An 18,086-nucleotide genomic window follows, 5' to 3' on the forward strand; every position below is an offset into this window, starting at 1 on the left:
GATCATGAAGAATTTAAGACTAATACTCGAATACAGGGGAACTAGATACGCCGGATGGCAAAAACAAAACAATGCCGTAACTATCCAGGGAAAGCTGGAGGAGGCGATAGAGAAGATTACCGGGGAACGGCCCAAAATATATTCAAGCTCCCGCACCGATGCGGGCGTTCATGCGCTCGGATTGTGTGTCAGCTTTAAAACAAGTACAAAAGTGCCTATGGAAAAGCTGCCGCTGGCATTAAACAGCGTGTTACCGCATGACATTGCAGTTGTCAGCGCTGCTGAGGCGGATATGGATTTCCACGCCAGGTTTAGTGCAAAGGGCAAGAAGTATATATACAAAATCCACAGCAGGGCTGCAAGGTCGCCTATACACAGGGGCTTTGCATGGCATGTGCCGCGAAGACTTGATTTTGAGGCGATGCAGGAGGCTGCTGCGCATTTTGTGGGAAAGCACGATTTTAGCGCATTTAAATCTACTGGTGGATCTGAAAATACGAGCATCAGGACAATACATTCAGCAGAGCTAATAAAATCAGGCGATATTCTGGAGCTGCACATCAGCGGAGACGGATTTCTCTACAACATGGTAAGGATAATTGCGGGAACGCTTGTATATGTGGGGCTTGGCAAGATTGAGCCGCAAGAAATCCCAGACATAATAAGCTCGGGGGACAGGACGAGGGCAGGCAAGACTGCGCCGCCGGAGGGACTTTTTTTGAGCGAAGTGTATTACTAATTTTTTCTTGACATGTATGCAATGATATATTAAAATAATATGGTATGTTATTATAATAGACCACACAGCCCCGGAAGCTATTATATATAATGATAAAATGAGTATCATTAGGAATGTAAGTAAGGAGGGAAATGTATGAAATCTTATGTAGCTAAGCCAAGCGAAGTTCAAAGAAAATGGTACGTAGTTGACGCTAAGGGAAAGACTCTTGGACGTCTTACTTCTCAAATAGCAATGGTACTAATGGGAAAAAACAAGCCGACATACACTCCGCATGTTGATGGAGGAGACTTTGTAATAGTTCTCAATGCGGGTGAAGTTAAGCTTACTGGTAAAAAGCTTGATCAGAAGCTTTACAGATACCACACAGGCTATGTTGGAAACCTTCAGGAAATACCATACAGAAGAATGATGGCAGAAAAGCCTGAAGAAGTCATAATGCACGCAGTTAAAGGAATGCTTCCAAAGAATAAGCTTAGAAGCAGAATGATGACAAGACTTAGAGTTTATACAGGCTCGGTTCACGATCACGAAGCTCAAAAGCCAGAAGCACTAAACATATAGTTGCAGATTTTTGCGGAAGAAGGGAGGACTTTTAGATGGCAAGCGTACAATTTTACGGAACTGGAAGAAGAAAGCATGCAGTTGCTAGGGTTAGACTTATTCCAGGCGAAGGAAAAATAACAATAAATAAAAGAGATTTGGATGAGTATTTCGATTATGAAACGCTTAAGACTGAAGTTAAGCAGCCTCTAGTAATAACTGAAACGGAAGGAAAATATGACATATTCGTTACAGTAGAAGGCGGCGGATTTACAGGACAGGCAGGTGCTGTAAGACACGGACTGTCTAGAGCTCTTTTAAAGGCAGATGCTGAGCTTAGACCAGTACTTAAGGAGGCTGGATTCCTAACTAGGGATGCTAGAATGAAGGAAAGAAAGAAATACGGACTCAAAGCAGCAAGAAGAGCTCCGCAGTTCTCAAAGAGATAATATGCTCTATATGGACCCCAATAGTATTGGGGTCTTTTTTATTGCCTTTGTTTCCAAATAGAGGTACTATAATAGAGATGTGTCATGTAGATATATTGATAAAATCCCACAAAAGACTGTGGATAATGTGGATAACATCCATAGAGATAAGCATTTGGAATATGTCTAAGTGCCAGTGCCTCCGAACTTATCCACATTATTTTCCACACAGGACAGATTTTTCAAGATATGAATATATTCTAAATGTATTTTATGATTTGATGGAGGGAAAAATGAAGGGAAAACTCTTTGTGATAGAAAGCGGAACGGATTCTAGCGGGAAGGCCACGCAGACGCTTAGGCTCTTTGAAAGGCTCCTGGCGGAAGGCTTCAACGTAAGGAAGGTAGAATACCCAGACTACGAGAGCGACTCGTCAGCGCTTATCAAGATGTATCTTAAAGGGGAGTTCGGCGATAGGCCCGAGGATGTCAACTGCTATGCGGCGTCGGCATTTTATGCTGTGGATAGATACGCTTCATTCCAGAAAAACTGGAGGGAGTTCTATGAGGCCGGTGGGATAGTCATAGCCGACAGGTACACCACGTCGAACATGGTTCACCAGGCTTCAAAGATAGAGGATGAGGCCGAAAAGGAAGAGTATCTTGAGTGGCTTGTGGATTTTGAGTTTGAAAAATTCAGGCTGCCTGAGCCTGACGAGGTGATTTTTCTTGATATGCCCCCGAGCGTGAGCATCGAGCTCATGAGGGAGAGAAATAACAAGTTCACGGGCGAGTCTGAAAAGGACATCCATGAAAAAAGCTGTGACTATCTTGTAAAGACATATGAAAATGCACGCCAAATAGCAAGCAAATACGGCTGGAAGTCTGTAGACTGCGTCAGGGAAGGTAATCTAAGGACCATAGATGAAATACACGATGAAATATACAGCTGCATAATAGAAGCTATACATAAGGCTTAGGCTGCTGATTTTAAGCAGATATTTATATGTAAACTTATGATATAATAGAGAGTAAAATGCATGCAATTTGTTGGAGGAAACAGTTCAAATGAGCTTTGATACTATTTTGGGTCAGGAAACTGCCAAGAGGTTTATAATAAATTCGGTTGAAAAAGGCAGGATTAGCCATGCATATCTATTTGAAGGCCCATCGGGGATAGGAAAGAAGACATTTGCCCTGGAGTACGCCAGGCTGCTGCTCGAAGGCAAGGAGCCTGGCAATAGCCCGGACTTTTGCATGCTAGAGCCTGACGGGGCGTCCTTCAAGATAGCTCAGATAAGGAGCCTGTGCCAGGACATACTTATAAGGCCGTATGGGAAAAGAAAGGTGTATTTGCTTGATGAGGCAGACAAGATGACAATTCAGGCGCAAAACAGCCTTTTGAAGTCTCTTGAAGAGCCTCCTGAATACGCAGTTATAATATTGCTGTGCAAAAACTCGTCGGTGCTGCTGCCTACAGTGGCTTCGCGATGCGAACTTGTGAGATTTTTTCCTCTCTCACAAAAGCAGGTGCAGGGATATCTGGTTGAATCCAAGCAGCTCTCCTGCGAGAGAGCTCATGCAATAGCGGCGTTTTCAAACGGGATTCTTTCAAGGGCTCTCAACCTCATAGAGTCACAGGAATTTTCGGATTTCAGGGAAAAGACAGAACGGCTCATAGAAACATTACTGGCAGGGAATACGGTCAATATATTTTCGCTCTCATCATTTTTTGAAAGCAACAAAGACGGTGCAGACGAGATACTAGACATAATAGCCACATATTTCAGAGATATGGCACTTATAAAGATGGATTGCGACAAAGATTTCATAATAAATCTCGACAGACGAGATTTTATCGACAGCGTGGGGGACAAATTTTCAACAGGTCAGATACTTCGAATAATAGAAGAATTGGACAACTGTAAAAAGAGGCTTAGGAGTAACTGCAACCTTGCCATTAGTGTCCAGGCCATGCTTTTAAATATACAAGAGGTGATAAGATGGTAAAAGTCGTTGGAATAAGATTCAAAAAAGCCGGCAAAATATATTATTTTGACCCTAATGAATTCGAGCCGCTTGAGGGCCAGCATGTTATAGTTGAGACTGTCAGGGGCCTTGAGTTTGGTAAAATAGTCGTGGGTGTCAAGGAGGTTGAGGATTCTGAAATAATATCTCCTCTCAAACCAATAATAAGGATAGCCACAGACGAAGACATATATGCAAATCAAAAGAACAAGGAAGATGCCATGCTGGCATTCCAGGTTTGCAACGATAAGGTAAAAAGCCATAAGCTTGACATGTACCTTATAGACTCTGAATATACATTTGACAGAAACAAGCTCATATTCTATTTCACGGCTGAAGGCAGGGTGGATTTTAGAGAACTCGTTAAAGATCTTGCCGCTGTATTCAAAACCAGAATAGAGCTAAGGCAGATTGGCGTAAGGGACGAGGCAAAATCATTGGGAGGCCTTGGCTGCTGCGGAAGGTCGCTTTGCTGTGCGACATGGCTTGGCGATTTTCAGCCGGTATCCATCAAGATGGCCAAGGATCAGAGTCTTTCACTCAACCCAACCAAGATATCGGGAGTCTGCGGCAGGCTGTTTTGCTGCCTCAACTACGAGCATGCGACATATGAGGAAACACTCGGTAAAATTCCTCCTGTAAATTCAATAGTAATGACTCCTTTTGGAAAGGGAGTCGTATCAGCTGTGGATATACTGGGAGAAAGGCTCAATGTATTTCTGGACGAAGCAAAGGAGCTTAGGAAATTCGAGCTTCATGAAATAAAGCTGATAGAAGCGCCTAAAAAGAGCAAGGGCAAGCAGGATTCAATTGATGCGGAGCTTGCAAAAGAGCTGAAGCAGCTTGAGAGCGATAAATAATTCATAAAAAAGCGGTCATGCCGCTTTTTTTAATTGAATTTGAATATTGTCTGGATTAAAATTTTATGGAGGCGTGTATGGCCATTTAAAGGCTGGATATGCCATCAATATTATGGAGTAGATATGGACATGGATATAGAGATTAAGGATAACGAGAGAATAGACGACCTGCAGGTAAACGGCCTGCGGATAATACAGGATACCGGCGGATTTTGCTTTGGCGTTGATGCCGTGCTGCTTGCCAATTTTACAAAGGCAAAAGCAGGCGAGAGAGTTGTTGACCTTGGAACGGGCACAGGCATAATACCGATACTAATAGCGGGAAAAAGCAGTGCCGCGAGCGTTTTGGGCGTGGAGATTCAAGCGGAGGTAGCAGACATGGCAAGGCGCTCTGTGGAGCTAAACGGCCTTGAGGAGCGAGTTGAAATAATAAATATGGATATTAAGGACATACCAACGCGCCTGCAGCTCAATACGTTCCATGTGGTAACATCGAACCCCCCGTATATGCATCCTGCCGGTGTGAAGAATCCGAATGATAAGAAGGCCATATCGAGGCATGAGATAATGTGCTCGCTCGAGGATGTCATCTGCATGGCGTCAAGGCTCTTAATGAGCGGAGGCAAGTTTTTTATGGTTCACAGGCCTACAAGGCTGGCGGATATAATATGCCTTGCCAGAAGCTATAAGCTGGAACCAAAGCAGATAAGGTTTGTGCATCCGAGTGCCGGCAAGAGTCCCAACATGATGCTGATTCAATTTACAAAGGGAGGCAAGCCGGAGCTAAAGATACTCGAGCCTCTTTATATTTATGAAGCCTCAGGCGAATATACCCGCCAGATAAGGGACATATATTCAAGTGAGAGCATAGGGGTGATATAGATATGAACGGCAAACTTTATATATGCGCAACACCAATTGGAAATCTGGAGGACATAACCCTGAGAACATTGAATGTACTCAAGGAGGTCGACATAATAGCAGCAGAGGATACAAGAAGGACAATAAGGCTGCTTAATCACTATGGCATATCGAAGCCACTTATGAGCTATCACGAGCACAACAAGTTCTCTAAGGGAAGCGAAATGATTGCAAAGCTACTTGAAGGCCAGAATATCGCGCTTGTATCGGATGCGGGTATGCCCGGGATATCTGATCCGGGAGAAGACGCTGTGAGGCTTGCAATAGAAAATGGAATAGAAGTCGAGGTGCTTCCCGGTGCCAGTGCGTTTGTGACCGCGCTTGTAGGCTCAGGACTTCCAACAGGAAGGTTTCTTTTCTTTGGATTTTTGAGCAGGGACAAAAAGGAAAGAAGAGCGCAGCTAGAAGAGCTCCGATATGAAAAAGCCACAGTGATATTATACGAGGCTCCTCACAGGCTTTTGCACACGCTTTCCGACATGCTTGAAGGCTTGGGCAACAGAAGGGTATGCATATCAAGGGAGCTAACTAAGTTGCATGAAGAAAATATCAGAACCAGCCTGCAGGATGCAATCGGGCATTTTTCGAAAAATCAGCCGCGGGGTGAATTTGTACTCATAGTGGAGGGGTCTAAAGAGGAAAAAAAGATTGAAGATGACATTACTGAAGGCATGGGCCACAGGGAGTATGTAGAGTATCTAATGGATGCACAGGGTATGGACAAAAAAGAAGCGATAAAAACTGTCGCAAAAAAAAGAGGAATTGCAAAAAATGATGTATATAAGGAAGTGCACGATATATAGAACGCACGGAAAATTTAAACCATATTATAACCGCCACTTTACAAAATGAATTGAAAAGCGAAATAAAAAAGGCAGACAAGCGTCTGCCTTTTTTCTACAGATTTGAAATGTTGTTTAGACATTCAGGGCATATATTCTTGCCCTGGTATACCTTTATGTCCTTTGCATTTCCGCAGAAAATGCAGGCTGGCTCATACTTTTTAAGTATTATTGACTCTCCGTCAACGTAGATTTCAAGAGCGTCCTTTTCTGCAATTGACAGATTTCTTCTAAGCTCTATTGGTATTACTATTCTTCCCAGTTCGTCTACTTTTCTTACAACTCCTGTAGATTTCAAATTAAAACCCTCCTCATGATATAGCATTTTTCGACAAAATAAGCTAATTAAATAATAACAATATTGGCAATAAAAGTCAACATTTATTTTATAATTGCCATAATTTTATTTGAAAATTTTATTAACAAACTGACGTTATTCTCCCTTTGAGTCGTGGAGCATCTGTCTTTTGAGAAGCCAGAGCTTGTTTGAAAGGTCTACCTTGTATGTTTCAGGTGAGGATATGCGCTTGTAATGTGCGCCCAAGGTTTCCATTTCGCTTTTTACAAAATCACGTATCTCCATAACGCGGCGTTTCTTGTAGGTGCATTTGCCGCCGACAAAGAGGGGTTTTAGAAGTTCGCGCACGGAGTAATTGGTGAACGTCTTCTTTTTCCAGTTGTACACAGGATGGAATATGGTAAGAGGCTTCTTGGTATCTATTTCTTCGTCTTCAAGCATTATAAGGTCAGCCTCTGCCTGGCCTTCGCCTGTGAATATCCGCACAACCTTTTTGAACCCCGGATTCGTAATCTTCTCGGGGTCTTCCGATATTTTTATCTTTGGAACCAGTTTTTCTCCGTCAGATGCAGCGCAAAGCTTGTAAACTCCGCCCAGTGAAGGGCAGTCGCTAGAGGTTATTAGCTTTGTGCCAACACCCCAGGAATTAATGTCACAGCCCATATTTTTGAGCTCCTGCACCCTGTATTCGTCAAGGTCATTTGATGCGGTTATCGAAATGTCGCTGTAGCCTGCCTGAGAAAGCATAAGCCTGGACATCCTGGAAAGATAAGCCAGGTCGCCCGAGTCTATTCTTATGCCCATTGGCTTGTGGCCTTGCTTTGTTATCTCGTCGAATACCTTTATTGCATTCGGAAGTCCGCTGCTGAGCACGTCGTATGTGTCTACGAGCAGCATTGCCTTGTCCGGATAAGAGCGCGCATAAGCCATAAAGGCGTCATATTCGGAGTCGAATTTTTGTATCCAGCTGTGAGCATGCGTTCCGGCTACTGGTACGTCAAACATCTTGCCGGCAAGCACATTGGAGGTTCCGTTGCAGCCGCCTATGATTGCGGCGCGGGATCCGTATATGCCGGCATCCGGACCCTGAGCTCTTCTAAGACCAAACTCCAATACGGGATCACCCTGGGCTGCATGGCATACCCTGGAGGCCTTTGTGGCAATAAGCGACTGAAAGTTGATTATGTTGAGCAGCGTTGTTTCGATCAGCTGAGCCTGGAAGAGAGGAGCCTTTACCCGTATTATGGGTTCTCCGGGGAACATGAATGTGCCTTCCTCTACTGCGTATATGTCACCTGTAAATTCGAAGTTCTCAAGCATGTCGAGGAATTCGGGAGTAAAAAGACCAAGTTCTCTTAGGTATTTTATATCTTCAGGGTTGAAATGAATCCCATTTATGTAGTCCACAAGCTGCTCTATACCGCAAACTATTGTATAGCCTCCCGAGGATGGGTTTCGTCTGAAAAACATGTCAAAGACAACGATGTCGTCTTGAATGCCTTCATTGAGATAACCATTCATCATGGTGAGTTGATAAAGATCGGTAAGAAGTGTTAGATTTTTCATGAGCACCACCTTTGTAAATTTGCTCGATAATTATTTTTATGTCAAAAAAACATACAAAGTCATTATAACACAAAAAGCAAAATTCAATTAAACCAATGTGTGAGGCGTCATTATATTGCTCAAAGAGGTCAACGCACAAAAAGGCCAGCTTGATTGTTTTTCAAGATGAGTGTGATATAATATAAACGAGAGAATGCAGCGCAGGAGTGATTGATGTGGATTATATTGTAGTTTGTGATTTCGACGGTACGATTACGCTGAAGGATACATGCTTCGAGCTTGTTAAAAGCTATGCAGTGGATGACTGGAGGGCGCTTGACAGGCTCTGGCAGGAGGGCATACATGATGCAAGTCATATAAGCCAGATGCTGCTTGACATGATAAAAATAACGCCGGCTGAGCTCGAGAGATTTTCAAGAAGCATGGAAATTGATCCTTACTTCAAGGAGTTCAAGGATGAGCTTGCCTCTGCCGGAATAGAGCTGTATATTGTAAGCGACGGGTACGACCTGCTGATAGATCCCGTGCTTTTGCAAAACGATCTGGCAGGAATAGAATGCTTTTCAAATCAGATAAAATTCGAGCCTTCGGGGCTTAAAGGATATTTTCCAAACAAAGGCAGGAATTGCAGCAAATGCGGGAGCTGCAAGTTTGAAATAATTAAACTCCTAAAGACCGGCAGGAAGGTTATATACGTGGGAGATGGTCATTCAGACAGATGCGCAGGACTAGTTGCAGACATAATATACGCCAAGGGAGACCTGGCAAGTCTGCTAAAGGAGCAAGGCATTGCCTTTGTGGAATATAGCGATTTTTCGGATGTTCTGAGCCATATGAGGGCCAATATTTTAAAGCTGCTTATTGACATAGAATAAAAAATGCTATAACATTTTAGAAAGCAATAAAACAAGAAAAGGCAGTGAAGGGAAGAGTAGGCAGGCAAGTCCTTTATAAGAGAGCCGGATAAGGTGAAAGCCGGCAAGGAACTATATGCTGAATATGGCCCCGGAGCCCTCCGCCCGAGATGATTCAGGGCGGAACGCATAAGGCACGTTATAGCCTGATTGAGGCTTTTGGGCAATGCCCAAACAGCAAATAGGGTGGTACCGCGGAGAATATTCGCCCCTGGACATTGTTCAGGGGCGTTTTTTATTGAACAAATCAGAATATACAATTTGACAATAAAGGATTTAGGGTAAGTAGTGACTAAGTTGATTTTTAAAGGAGGAGCAAAAATGAGCAATAAGACTTTTTATGTAACAACGCCAATATACTATCCAAGCGGCAAGCTTCACATAGGGCACACATACACCACGGTAGCTGCAGACGCAATTGCCAGATTCAAAAGGTTCACAGGATATGATGTAAGGTTCCTTACGGGCACTGACGAGCACGGACAGAAGATACAAAAGACAGCGGAGGCGCAGGGTCTTGAGCCGCAGGCATATCTTGACGGGATGGTTGAAGACATCAAGAGGCTCTGGAACAGGATGGAGATATCTTATGACGATTTTATAAGAACTACAGAGGACAGGCACAAGGTAGCCGTCCAAAAGATATTCGAAAAGCTGTATGCAAAAGGAGACATATACAAGAGTGAATACGAAGGCTGGTATTGCACGCCTTGCGAGAGTTTCTGGACACAGACTCAGCTGCTTGAAGGCAACAAGTGTCCTGACTGCGGAAGGGAAGCCCAGCTTGCAAAGGAAGAGGCCTATTTCTTCAGGCTTTCAAACTACAAGGACAGGCTGATAGAGCACTTTAAGAGCAATCCAAAGTTCTGCTACCCGGAGGCCAGAAAAAATGAGATGCTCAGCAACTTCCTGAATGAAAATCTTGAGGACCTTTGCGTATCCAGAACAACTTTCGACTGGGGAATAAAGGTGCCTTTCGATACAAAACACGTTGTATATGTGTGGCTTGACGCGCTGTGCAACTATATAACGGCGCTGGGTTTCATGTCTGACGACGATAGCGAATACCAGAAATACTGGCCGGCAAATGTGCAGCTTGTAGGCAAGGAGATAGTTAGGTTCCACTCAATAATATGGCCGGCTATACTGATGGCTCTTGATGTTCCGCTGCCCCAGCAGGTCTTCGGCCACGGCTGGATACTGTTTGGGGACGACAAGATGTCAAAATCAAAGGGCAACATAGTATATCCTGAACCGCTGATAGAAAGATATGGAATAGATGCCCTCAAATATTTCCTCCTGAGAGAATTCACATTCGGCAAGGACGGCAGCTATACAAACAGGAATTTCCTTGGCAGGCTCAACTCCGACCTTGCAAACGACCTTGGAAACCTTGTGAGCAGAACAGTGACAATGATAGAAAAATACAGCGACTCTGAAGTGCCATCTCCAAAGGTAAAGGGCGGGGTGCACGACGAGCTCTCTATCGAGGCAATACGTGCATACTCGGAATTTGAGGGTCAAATGGACGAGCTGCAGTTCAGCGAAGGGCTAGAGAGTATATGGAAGCTCATAAGAAGGACGAACAAATATATCGACGAGACTATGCCTTGGGCGCTGGCAAAGGAAGAAGGCAAGAAGGACGAGCTTGACACAGTGCTCTACAATCTCGCCGAGGCAATAAGGATAGTCGGGGTGCTAATTAGCCCTCTAATGCATGTGACTTCAAAGAAGATATTCGAGCAGCTGGGAATAACAGGGCAGCAGGAGCTTCTGACTTGGGAGAGTGTTCAGGAGTTTGGAAAGCTAACGCCAGGCACACGCGTATCAAAAGGCGAGATACTGTTCCCAAGGCTTGATATCGACAGCGAAATAGCCGCTCTTGAAGAGATATTTGCGCCAAAGGGCGAAGAGGCGGGGCAAAAGCCACTCGAGCACAAGGAAGAAATAACTATAGACGACTTTGACAAGCTAGAGCTCAGAGTGGGCGAGATAGTGGATGCCCAGAAGCATCCAAAGGCCGATAAGCTCCTTGTATTGCAAATCAAGCTTGGCAGCGAAAAGAGGCAGATAGTGTCGGGAATCTCGAAGCACTACAAGCCAGAGGAGCTTATAGGCAAGCATGTGGTTGTGGTTTGCAACCTAAAGCCAGTCAAGTTAAGGGGAATCGACTCCCAGGGCATGATACTTGCGGCGGTAAATGACGACGAGAATAAGCTTGTGCTGCCTGCGGTAGAAGGAATAGAAAGCGGATGCGAGGTGTCTTAATTGCTGTTTGATACTCACGCCCATATTACCGACGAGAAATACGATGCGGACAGAGATGATTTGCTTGAAAGGCTGGGGCAATCAGATGTTAAATATATAGTAAATCCGGGAGTCGATATACCATCGTCTGTGAAAGCCATAGATCTGGCTAAAAGATACGAGTTCCTATATGCCGCCATAGGGATACATCCTCATGAGGCCGCAGGCGCAGACGAAGAGAGCATGAATGTGTTAAGGGAGCTTTCCAAATGCGAAAAGGTGGTTGCGATAGGGGAGATAGGGCTCGACTACTACTACGAGTTTTCCCCGAAGGATATTCAAAAGGAAGTGTTCAAAAGGCAAATTGAGCTTGCAAATGAAACCGGACTGCCTATAATAGTTCATGATCGCGACGCGCATGCCGACACTTTTTCAATCATAAAAAAATACAAGGCTCCGGGCACAGGCTGCGTGCTACATTGCTACTCTGGAAGCAAGGAGATGGCCCTTGAATACGTAAAGCTTGGATGTTATATTTCAATAGCAGGGCCTGTTACGTTCAAGGGGAACAACAAGACGGCAGAAGTGGTCAGAGAAATCCCGCTTGAGAGACTTTTAATCGAGACGGATTCGCCGTATCTCACTCCCGTACCGTTCAGGGGCAAGCGCAACGATCCCACCAAGGTCGAGCACGTTGCGGCCATGATAGCTCAGATAAGAGGGCTGTCATACGAGCAAGTATGCCAGAAGACGAGTGAAAATGCTCTTAGATTCTTCAATATAAAGAAATAATAAGAATATGGCATAAAAGCCAAAAAGGGCTGTTGCAAAACCAACATATAGAGTCGGTTAGCAGCAGCCCTTTATATTTAATAAGTGGTAGCAAAGCAAATTAATAAGCGTTGATCTTGGATGGTGAGAATTTTTCGATAACACCAGTTATTTTTTCAAGCTCATCATCAGGACATTCTACTATAAGCATAAGCTGTCCTCTCTTGCCCTCTTCAGAAATCCTCTCCTTCTCATCAAGCTTATGGTTTGCCACGAGGAATCCGGCAAGGCTTCCGGTTGCAGCGAATGCTATAAGTAGTACAACAATTGAGTTGTGTACAGCTTCGAAAAGCCCCTGTGTATATCCTACAGACACAAGCACTCCTACAGCTATACCTGCAAGAGATCCTATTTTGATAGCTGTTCTGCGCCTTTCATCTTTTTTTACCTGTACCTCGTCCTTGTCTTTTGTGTATTCATGCTGAGCAACAGTATAAGCCTTTGTGTTTTTTGAAGCCACCTTTCTAATTTCTGCTAGGCACTTTGACGCTTTTTCTGGTTCATCAAAGAATGCTAAGATGTTCGACATATTGGCCATGTGATTTCCCCCCTATATTTTATATCTCCCACATTTCAAAAATATACCCATATATACAAAATGAAAACATCAATAAAAATATCAAATTATAAAAATAAAACAATACAACATTCTAAAGGCTATTTCAGACCCTTCTTAAATCAATGAAAAAATCCGGAATTAGTGGGGTATAGCGCTTCCCCTTTTGTGGTGGCTTATGATAATTATACCCACATTTTGAAAAATAAAAAACCATTTCGGTTTGACAAGGCGTAAAAAATGAAATAAAATGAGTCAAGGCCTATATATCAGGAGGTGATTATATGAAGTCAAGACTTGACATGCTAAAAAAATGGCATGTATGTGTGTTGGCAGTAGTGCTCCTTTTATCGATTTCTATAGGGATATATGACCTAAGCAACAAAAAGGTTACAATAATAGTCGACGATAAAAAAATCGAAGCATCAACTTTTTCAAAAGATGTAGCGGGTCTTTTGGAGGAAAAGGGAGTAAAGCTTTCAAAAAATGACAAGGTAAGCCCATCACTCGATGAAAAACTTTCAGACGGAATGGACGTTAAGGTTTACAGAGCGTTTGAGGTCACGCTCAGCATTGATGGGAAGACAAATGCGGTATACACTGCGGCAGACACAGTAGAAAAGTTCATAAGGCAGCAGAATATAAAGCTGGGAGAAAAGGACAAGGTTGATCCGTCGCTTGGGAGCAGCTTGAAGCCGGGCTCATCGGTTAAGATAGTAAGAGTTGAGATGAAGCAGGTTCAAGAGAGCAAGGAGATACCATACAAGGTTACTGTCGTGGGAGATGATTCCCTGGAGGCTGGCAAAACAAAGGTAGTGCAAAAAGGCAAGGCCGGCCAAAAGAGCGTAACTTACGAAATTGTGCTTGAAGACGGAGTTGAAGTCGACAAGAGACTTGTTGGCGAAAAGGTGGTTTCGATGCCTTCGGAGGAGCTTGTGAAGCGAGGGACAAAAAGCTTTGTACTCACATCGAGGGGAGAAAGCAGGGACTTCAAAAGAGTCATAAACATGGTGGCCAGCGCATATACGGCAGGCTATGAAAGCACAGGGAAAAACCCTGGCGACAGAAATTATGGAATAACAAGGAGCGGAACACGGGTAAGGCCAGGAGTAGTTTCCGTGGATCCAAGAGTAATACCGCTAGGTTCAAGGCTCTATATAGAGCCAATGGGAATTTATTGCATTGCAGAGGACACAGGCAGCGCAATAAAGGGGAACCGAATTGACATATACATGGAGAATCTGAGCGATGCGAGAAGCTTCGGAAAGAGAAATGTAACAGTCTATTTGCTTAAATAATATTGATGCAAGGCTAAAAAATGTTATAATTAACTCTATAGAAAAGGATGTGGAAAGGCTCAGGCCTTTCCATTTCTATTGTTAAGAGGTGGTTTTTTGATAAAGGAAATAATAGTGGTAGAGGGCAAGTCCGATATATGCGCCGTAAGAAGGGCTGTAGAGGCAGAGCTTATAGCAACAGGCGGATTTGGATTTCCAAGCGGAGTGGAAGAGCGTATAAGGGCGGCTGCAAACAGTAGGGGCATAATAGTGTTTACAGACCCCGACTTTGCAGGTGAGAAGATAAGAAAGAGAGTTTCGAAAATAGCGCCAGGCTGCAAGCATGCATTCCTTCCGAGAGAAGAGGCCACATATAATGGCGATATTGGAATAGAAAACGCCTCCCCCCAGAGCATACTAAGGGCTCTTTCAAAGGTCAGAAGTGAGCTTGAAACCCCGGGGAGCGAGTTTTCGAGGATGGACCTGCTGCGCAGTGGTCTCGATGGAGATGCAAATGCATCCGCAAGGCGAGACAGGCTGGGTGCGGTTCTTGGGATAGGCTATGGCAATGCAAAGCAGTTTTTAAACAGACTAAACAGCTATGGAATAAAGCGGGAAGAGTTTGAGCTTGCCATGTTTGAGCTCGGGGAGGAGTAGTATGGACAGGCTTTCTATGCCAAAGGTTACAAAGGATATAGTTCAAAAATACGGATTCAAGTTTTCAAAATCGCTCGGCCAGAATTTTCTTGTGGATTCAAACGTGCTTCTCAAGATTGTAGACGGAGCCCAGATAGAAGAGGGCGACTGTGTTTTAGAAGTGGGCCCGGGCATAGGCACGCTCACAAGAGAGCTTTCAAAGCGCGCGGACAAGGTGATAGCTATTGAGATAGACAAGAATCTCATCCCGATACTCAGGGAGACTCTCTCGGACAGGGAAAACGTGGAGATAATAAATGAAGACATACTCAAGCTGGATATAAAAAAGCTCATAGAAGAAAAGTTCGAGGGCAAGAGGGTCAAGGTAGTAGCAAACCTTCCTTATTATATAACTACGCCTATAATAATGAGATTTCTTGAAGAGAATATACCTGTCAAATCGATCGTAGTAATGATACAAAAAGAGGTTGCCCTGAGGATGAACGCGCAGCCTTCGACTAAGGACTATGGTTCTCTTTCAGTGGCCATACAGTTCTACTGCACGACAAGTATTGTAGCAAATGTGCCCAAGACGGTATTCATGCCTCAGCCAAATGTGGACTCAACAGTAATAAGGCTCGATCTGCTGGATGAACCTCCATGCAGCGTAAAAGACAGGGATATGTTCTTTCGTGTGGTCAAGGCCTCTTTCTCGAAGAGGAGGAAGACGCTTCTTAACTGCATTTCAAGCTCGGAGCTTGGAATATCAAAGGATGACGCATTTAAAGTGATATCCGGCGCAGGAATAGATGAAAAAAGAAGGGGTGAGACCCTTACAATACACGAATTTGCAGCTCTCTCCAACGAAGTGTATGATTTCTTGGAGTCTGTAAAGCCATAAAAAAAATGCCGAAAATTGATTTCGGCATTTTTTTTGGTAGTCTATTTGTCTTTGAATATTATGTCGTTTATCCTGTTGATATCTCCCGCACCCATTGTTATTACGATGTCGCCTTCGCTGGCATGTTCAAGCACATATGAAGCAATCTCTTCAAAGCTGGAGATATAATTGACGTTTTTATTCCTATCTGAAAGCCTCTTGAAAAGGTCGGTTGAGTGTATCTCTCCATTGTCAATCTCTCGGGCGGCGTATATGTCCGTTATTATTATATTGTCGGCGTCGTCAAAGGCGTTTGAAAATTCCTCGAGTAGCAGTTTTGTCCTGGTGTAGGTATGAGGTTGGAATATGCACCATATTTTACCCTGCGTGGCACGCCTTGCCGCCGAAAGTGTGGCCGTTATTTCGGTGGGGTGGTGGGCATAGTCGTCTATGAATTTTATGCCGCCTATTGAACCCATATGCTCAAATCTTCTGCCCACGCCGCTGTATACACCTATTGCAGAATTTATGTCGTCTGGAGCTATGCCGCATACATATGAAGTTATTATAGCAGCGCATGAATTGAGTACGTTGTGAACTCCAGGAACTCCAAGTGAGAATTTTCCCAGAATAGAACCTCTCAACGACAGCAAGAATGAGGCACATCCATTATTGTCAAACTCAAGATCTGATATCACTGCGTTGTTTGACTTGTCAAAGCCATAGCTTATGATTTCGCCCCTGATTTTCAGGGAGTTTTCTGCAAGCATGTCACTTATGTTCTCGTCGTCACCGTTTACTATCACGTGGCCGCCTTCAGGCACTAGCGCAGCGAATTTTGCAAACGAGTCCTTTATATGGTCTATGTCCCTGAAATAGTCCAGGTGGTCGGCGTCTATGTTGGTTATTATGGCTATAGTCGGATGGAACTTGAGAAAGCTGTCCACATATTCGCAGGCCTCGGTTATAAAGTGCATGGAACCGCCCACGCGCACATTGCCGCCTATGTGGGGAAGGTTGCCGCCCACAAGTATTGTGGGGTCAAGATTGTTCATGTTGAATACAACTGAAGTCATAGATGTCGTACTTGTCTTGCCGTGGGTTCCCGCTATGGCTATGCAGTTGGAAAAATCCTTCATTAAAAGACCAAGAAATTCAGCGCGATCCATGGTTTCAATTCCAAGGCTCCGTGCTTCAACAAGCTCCTCGTTATCAGGCGATACGGCAGCAGTATATACTGCAATGTCAGTGCCTTCCTGGATGTTTTCAGATTTTTGACCTATGTATATTTTCGCTCCCGATCTTTCAAGACTAGCGGTGATGGCAGAGCTTTTAGAGTCGGAGCCGGATACCTCGTGGCCTCTTTTCAGGCAGATGAAGGCAAGTCCGCTCATGCCTATGCCGCCTATTCCAATGAAATGTATATGCATTTTAATTACCTCCATGAAATGATAAAAAGTGAACATTGAAGCTTGAATGATGCTGAATTTTCGTATATAATGTAAAAGATTAATCTGGCTGCGGAATGTGCACTTTTTTGAGAACATACAAACAAGCACTTTAAATTATAGCACAATATAGCTTGAAAATATAACGAATTAAAATAAAGCGTTTTGTACACTTTCAACACCGGAATTACTTTAAGGAGGAAGCATATGAAATTCAAAAGGAATGAAAGGATCGGCGGAATAGTTAAAATTCTTTCCGACAGCCCAAATAGAATATTCACACTTAGCTATTTTACGCAAAAATTCAATGCGGCCAAGTCGACTATAAGTGAAGACATACTAATAGTTAAAAATGTATTTGAGAAGCTCAAGCTGGGCAAGGTCATAACTATAGCGGGAGCCGCAGGCGGAGTCAAGTATATACCGAAGGTTTCAAGCGAGGATGCAAGAGAGTTTTTGAGCGAACTTTGCGAGCAGATAAATGACCCGGAAAGAGTTCTGCCCGGCAAATTCCTCTACCTGATTGATATAATATACAGCCCGCAGGTGGTTTCCAAGGTTGGAAAGCTGTTTGCGACATATATAGATTACAGCTCTGCCGATTGCGTGGTTACAATAGAGACCAAGGGCATACCTCTGGCGCTTGCCACGGCAAATGCAATGAATCTTCCTCTTGTAATAATAAGAAAGAACTCAAAGATATCCGAAGGCTCTTCGCTTAGCATAAACTATGTTTCGGCTTCGAATGAAAAGATACAGACGATGTCGCTTTCGCGAAAGTCGCTCAAGGAAGGCTCAAAGGTAATCATTATAGACGATTTCATGAGGGGCGGAGGAACTCTAAAGGGCATGCAGGATCTAATGAGCGAATTCAAGGCTGAAGTGGTGGGCAAAGGAGTCCTCATATCGACAAATGCTCCGGAGAAGAAATTAATTGAAGACTGCATCTCGCTTATGAAGCTTGTAAGGATTGATGCTGGAGAGGTAAAGACAATACCTAACGACGAAATAATTAAATAGATAAAAACCACCAAGCAGCGCGGGCTCGTGAAACTAATAGGGCCTGCGTTTT

Annotated in this window: 19 protein-coding genes and 1 other annotated feature; of the genes, 15 read left to right on the forward strand and 4 right to left on the reverse strand. The window is 43.9% G+C overall.

Going from position 1 to position 18,086, the window contains the following annotated elements:
- Window positions 1-4 precede the first annotated feature (4 nt).
- The 8 genes from truA to rsmI all read left to right on the forward strand — a co-directional run bounded on the left by truA (window position 5) and on the right by rsmI (window position 6,322).
- Window positions 5-739 carry a tRNA pseudouridine(38-40) synthase TruA gene (gene truA / locus EAL2_RS00915; RefSeq protein WP_025434568.1) on the forward strand — a complete coding sequence of 245 codons (735 nt, stop codon included), beginning with the start codon at window positions 5-7 and terminating at the stop codon, window positions 737-739.
- 135 nt (window positions 740-874) lie between these two features.
- Window positions 875-1,303 carry a 50S ribosomal protein L13 gene (gene rplM / locus EAL2_RS00920; protein ID WP_025434569.1) on the forward strand — a complete coding sequence of 143 codons (429 nt, stop codon included), beginning with the start codon at window positions 875-877 and terminating at the stop codon, window positions 1,301-1,303.
- A 35-nt stretch (window positions 1,304-1,338) separates the two neighbouring features.
- Window positions 1,339-1,731 (forward strand): 30S ribosomal protein S9, encoded by a 393-nt coding sequence (gene rpsI, locus EAL2_RS00925; protein WP_025434570.1) that lies wholly within the window; start codon window positions 1,339-1,341, stop codon window positions 1,729-1,731.
- Window positions 1,732-2,003: 272 nt separating this feature from the next.
- Entirely contained in the window at window positions 2,004-2,690 is a 687-nt protein-coding gene (locus EAL2_RS00930) for a dTMP kinase (protein WP_025434571.1), read from the forward strand.
- An 88-nt stretch (window positions 2,691-2,778) separates the two neighbouring features.
- Complete coding sequence (locus EAL2_RS00935) at window positions 2,779-3,720, forward strand: DNA polymerase III subunit (RefSeq protein WP_025434572.1); 942 nt, start codon at window positions 2,779-2,781, stop codon at window positions 3,718-3,720.
- Window positions 3,714-4,598, forward strand: a complete 885-nt coding sequence (locus EAL2_RS00940) for a PSP1 domain-containing protein (RefSeq protein ID WP_025434573.1) — start codon at window positions 3,714-3,716, stop codon at window positions 4,596-4,598. Before EAL2_RS00935 ends, EAL2_RS00940 begins: the two co-directional genes overlap by 7 nt.
- A 129-nt stretch (window positions 4,599-4,727) precedes the next feature.
- The gene (locus EAL2_RS00945; RefSeq protein WP_038602121.1) at window positions 4,728-5,480 is read left to right on the forward strand and encodes a tRNA1(Val) (adenine(37)-N6)-methyltransferase; all 753 of its coding nucleotides are present in this window, start codon (window positions 4,728-4,730) and stop codon (window positions 5,478-5,480) included.
- Window positions 5,481-5,482: 2 nt separating this feature from the next.
- On the forward strand, window positions 5,483-6,322 hold the full coding sequence (rsmI, locus tag EAL2_RS00950; RefSeq protein WP_025434575.1) for a 16S rRNA (cytidine(1402)-2'-O)-methyltransferase: 840 nt from the start codon (window positions 5,483-5,485) through the stop codon (window positions 6,320-6,322).
- Window positions 6,323-6,416: 94 nt separating this feature from the next.
- On the opposite strand, the gene EAL2_RS00955 is transcribed toward rsmI, so the two are convergent.
- A complete protein-coding gene (locus EAL2_RS00955) occupies window positions 6,417-6,659 on the reverse strand; it encodes an AbrB/MazE/SpoVT family DNA-binding domain-containing protein (RefSeq protein ID WP_025434576.1) in 243 nt (80 codons plus the stop codon).
- A gap of 135 nt (window positions 6,660-6,794) precedes the next feature.
- A complete protein-coding gene (locus EAL2_RS00960; RefSeq protein ID WP_025434577.1) occupies window positions 6,795-8,225 on the reverse strand; it encodes a nicotinate phosphoribosyltransferase in 1,431 nt (476 codons plus the stop codon).
- A 215-nt stretch (window positions 8,226-8,440) separates the two neighbouring features.
- Between EAL2_RS00960 and EAL2_RS00965 the strand changes: the two genes are divergently transcribed.
- From EAL2_RS00965 to EAL2_RS00975, 3 genes are all read left to right on the forward strand, one after another.
- On the forward strand, window positions 8,441-9,100 hold the full coding sequence (locus tag EAL2_RS00965) for an MtnX-like HAD-IB family phosphatase (protein ID WP_025434578.1): 660 nt from the start codon (window positions 8,441-8,443) through the stop codon (window positions 9,098-9,100).
- Between the two features lie 35 nt (window positions 9,101-9,135).
- Window positions 9,136-9,355, forward strand: a binding site (T-box leader).
- A gap of 105 nt (window positions 9,356-9,460) precedes the next feature.
- Window positions 9,461-11,407, forward strand: a complete 1,947-nt coding sequence (gene metG / locus EAL2_RS00970; RefSeq protein WP_025434579.1) for a methionine--tRNA ligase — start codon at window positions 9,461-9,463, stop codon at window positions 11,405-11,407.
- The gene (locus EAL2_RS00975; RefSeq protein ID WP_025434580.1) at window positions 11,408-12,178 is read left to right on the forward strand and encodes a TatD family hydrolase; all 771 of its coding nucleotides are present in this window, start codon (window positions 11,408-11,410) and stop codon (window positions 12,176-12,178) included.
- Window positions 12,179-12,278: 100 nt separating this feature from the next.
- On the opposite strand, the gene EAL2_RS00980 is transcribed toward EAL2_RS00975, so the two are convergent.
- A complete protein-coding gene (locus EAL2_RS00980) occupies window positions 12,279-12,746 on the reverse strand; it encodes a hypothetical protein (RefSeq protein ID WP_207641140.1) in 468 nt (155 codons plus the stop codon).
- Window positions 12,747-13,057: 311 nt separating this feature from the next.
- Here EAL2_RS00980 and EAL2_RS00985 point away from each other — a divergent pair, with 311 nt between their 5' ends.
- The 3 genes from EAL2_RS00985 to rsmA all read left to right on the forward strand — a co-directional run bounded on the left by EAL2_RS00985 (window position 13,058) and on the right by rsmA (window position 15,587).
- Window positions 13,058-14,071, forward strand: coding sequence for a 3D domain-containing protein (locus tag EAL2_RS00985; RefSeq protein ID WP_025434582.1), 1,014 nt, complete (start codon window positions 13,058-13,060; stop codon window positions 14,069-14,071).
- Window positions 14,072-14,167: 96 nt separating this feature from the next.
- Entirely contained in the window at window positions 14,168-14,707 is a 540-nt protein-coding gene (rnmV, locus tag EAL2_RS00990) for a ribonuclease M5 (RefSeq protein ID WP_025434583.1), read from the forward strand.
- Between the two features lies 1 nt (window position 14,708).
- Window positions 14,709-15,587: a 16S rRNA (adenine(1518)-N(6)/adenine(1519)-N(6))-dimethyltransferase RsmA gene (gene rsmA, locus EAL2_RS00995; RefSeq protein ID WP_025434584.1), complete on the forward strand. Its 879-nt coding sequence runs from the start codon at window positions 14,709-14,711 to the stop codon at window positions 15,585-15,587.
- A 41-nt stretch (window positions 15,588-15,628) separates the two neighbouring features.
- Here rsmA and murC read toward each other — a convergent pair whose 3' ends face one another.
- Entirely contained in the window at window positions 15,629-16,996 is a 1,368-nt protein-coding gene (gene murC, locus EAL2_RS01000; protein ID WP_025434585.1) for a UDP-N-acetylmuramate--L-alanine ligase, read from the reverse strand.
- A 225-nt stretch (window positions 16,997-17,221) separates the two neighbouring features.
- Between murC and purR the strand changes: the two genes are divergently transcribed.
- Complete coding sequence (gene purR, locus EAL2_RS01005; RefSeq protein ID WP_025434586.1) at window positions 17,222-18,034, forward strand: pur operon repressor; 813 nt, start codon at window positions 17,222-17,224, stop codon at window positions 18,032-18,034.
- The last annotated feature ends 52 nt before the right edge of the window (window positions 18,035-18,086 follow it).

The sequence above is a fragment of the Peptoclostridium acidaminophilum DSM 3953 genome, assembly GCF_000597865.1.
In the GTDB taxonomy this organism is placed as follows: Bacteria; Bacillota; Clostridia; order Peptostreptococcales; family Peptostreptococcaceae; genus Peptoclostridium_A; species Peptoclostridium_A acidaminophilum.

What these genes read in the sequence shown, in the direction of transcription:
- truA (WP_025434568.1), top strand. Translation starts at nt 5, where the DNA reads ATGAAGAATTTAAGACTAATACTCGAATACAGGGGAACTAGATACGCC.
- rplM (WP_025434569.1), top strand. Translation starts at nt 875, where the DNA reads ATGAAATCTTATGTAGCTAAGCCAAGCGAAGTTCAAAGAAAATGGTAC.
- rpsI (WP_025434570.1), top strand. Translation starts at nt 1,339, where the DNA reads ATGGCAAGCGTACAATTTTACGGAACTGGAAGAAGAAAGCATGCAGTT.
- EAL2_RS00930 (WP_025434571.1), top strand. Translation starts at nt 2,004, where the DNA reads ATGAAGGGAAAACTCTTTGTGATAGAAAGCGGAACGGATTCTAGCGGG.
- EAL2_RS00935 (WP_025434572.1), top strand. Translation starts at nt 2,779, where the DNA reads ATGAGCTTTGATACTATTTTGGGTCAGGAAACTGCCAAGAGGTTTATA.
- EAL2_RS00940 (WP_025434573.1), top strand. Translation starts at nt 3,714, where the DNA reads ATGGTAAAAGTCGTTGGAATAAGATTCAAAAAAGCCGGCAAAATATAT.
- EAL2_RS00945 (WP_038602121.1), top strand. Translation starts at nt 4,728, where the DNA reads ATGGATATAGAGATTAAGGATAACGAGAGAATAGACGACCTGCAGGTA.
- rsmI (WP_025434575.1), top strand. Translation starts at nt 5,483, where the DNA reads ATGAACGGCAAACTTTATATATGCGCAACACCAATTGGAAATCTGGAG.
- EAL2_RS00960 (WP_025434577.1), bottom strand. Translation starts at nt 8,225, where the DNA reads ATGAAAAATCTAACACTTCTTACCGATCTTTATCAACTCACCATGATG.
- metG (WP_025434579.1), top strand. Translation starts at nt 9,461, where the DNA reads ATGAGCAATAAGACTTTTTATGTAACAACGCCAATATACTATCCAAGC.
- EAL2_RS00980 (WP_207641140.1), bottom strand. Translation starts at nt 12,746, where the DNA reads ATGTCGAACATCTTAGCATTCTTTGATGAACCAGAAAAAGCGTCAAAG.
- EAL2_RS00985 (WP_025434582.1), top strand. Translation starts at nt 13,058, where the DNA reads ATGAAGTCAAGACTTGACATGCTAAAAAAATGGCATGTATGTGTGTTG.
- rsmA (WP_025434584.1), top strand. Translation starts at nt 14,709, where the DNA reads ATGGACAGGCTTTCTATGCCAAAGGTTACAAAGGATATAGTTCAAAAA.
- murC (WP_025434585.1), bottom strand. Translation starts at nt 16,996, where the DNA reads ATGCATATACATTTCATTGGAATAGGCGGCATAGGCATGAGCGGACTT.
- purR (WP_025434586.1), top strand. Translation starts at nt 17,222, where the DNA reads ATGAAATTCAAAAGGAATGAAAGGATCGGCGGAATAGTTAAAATTCTT.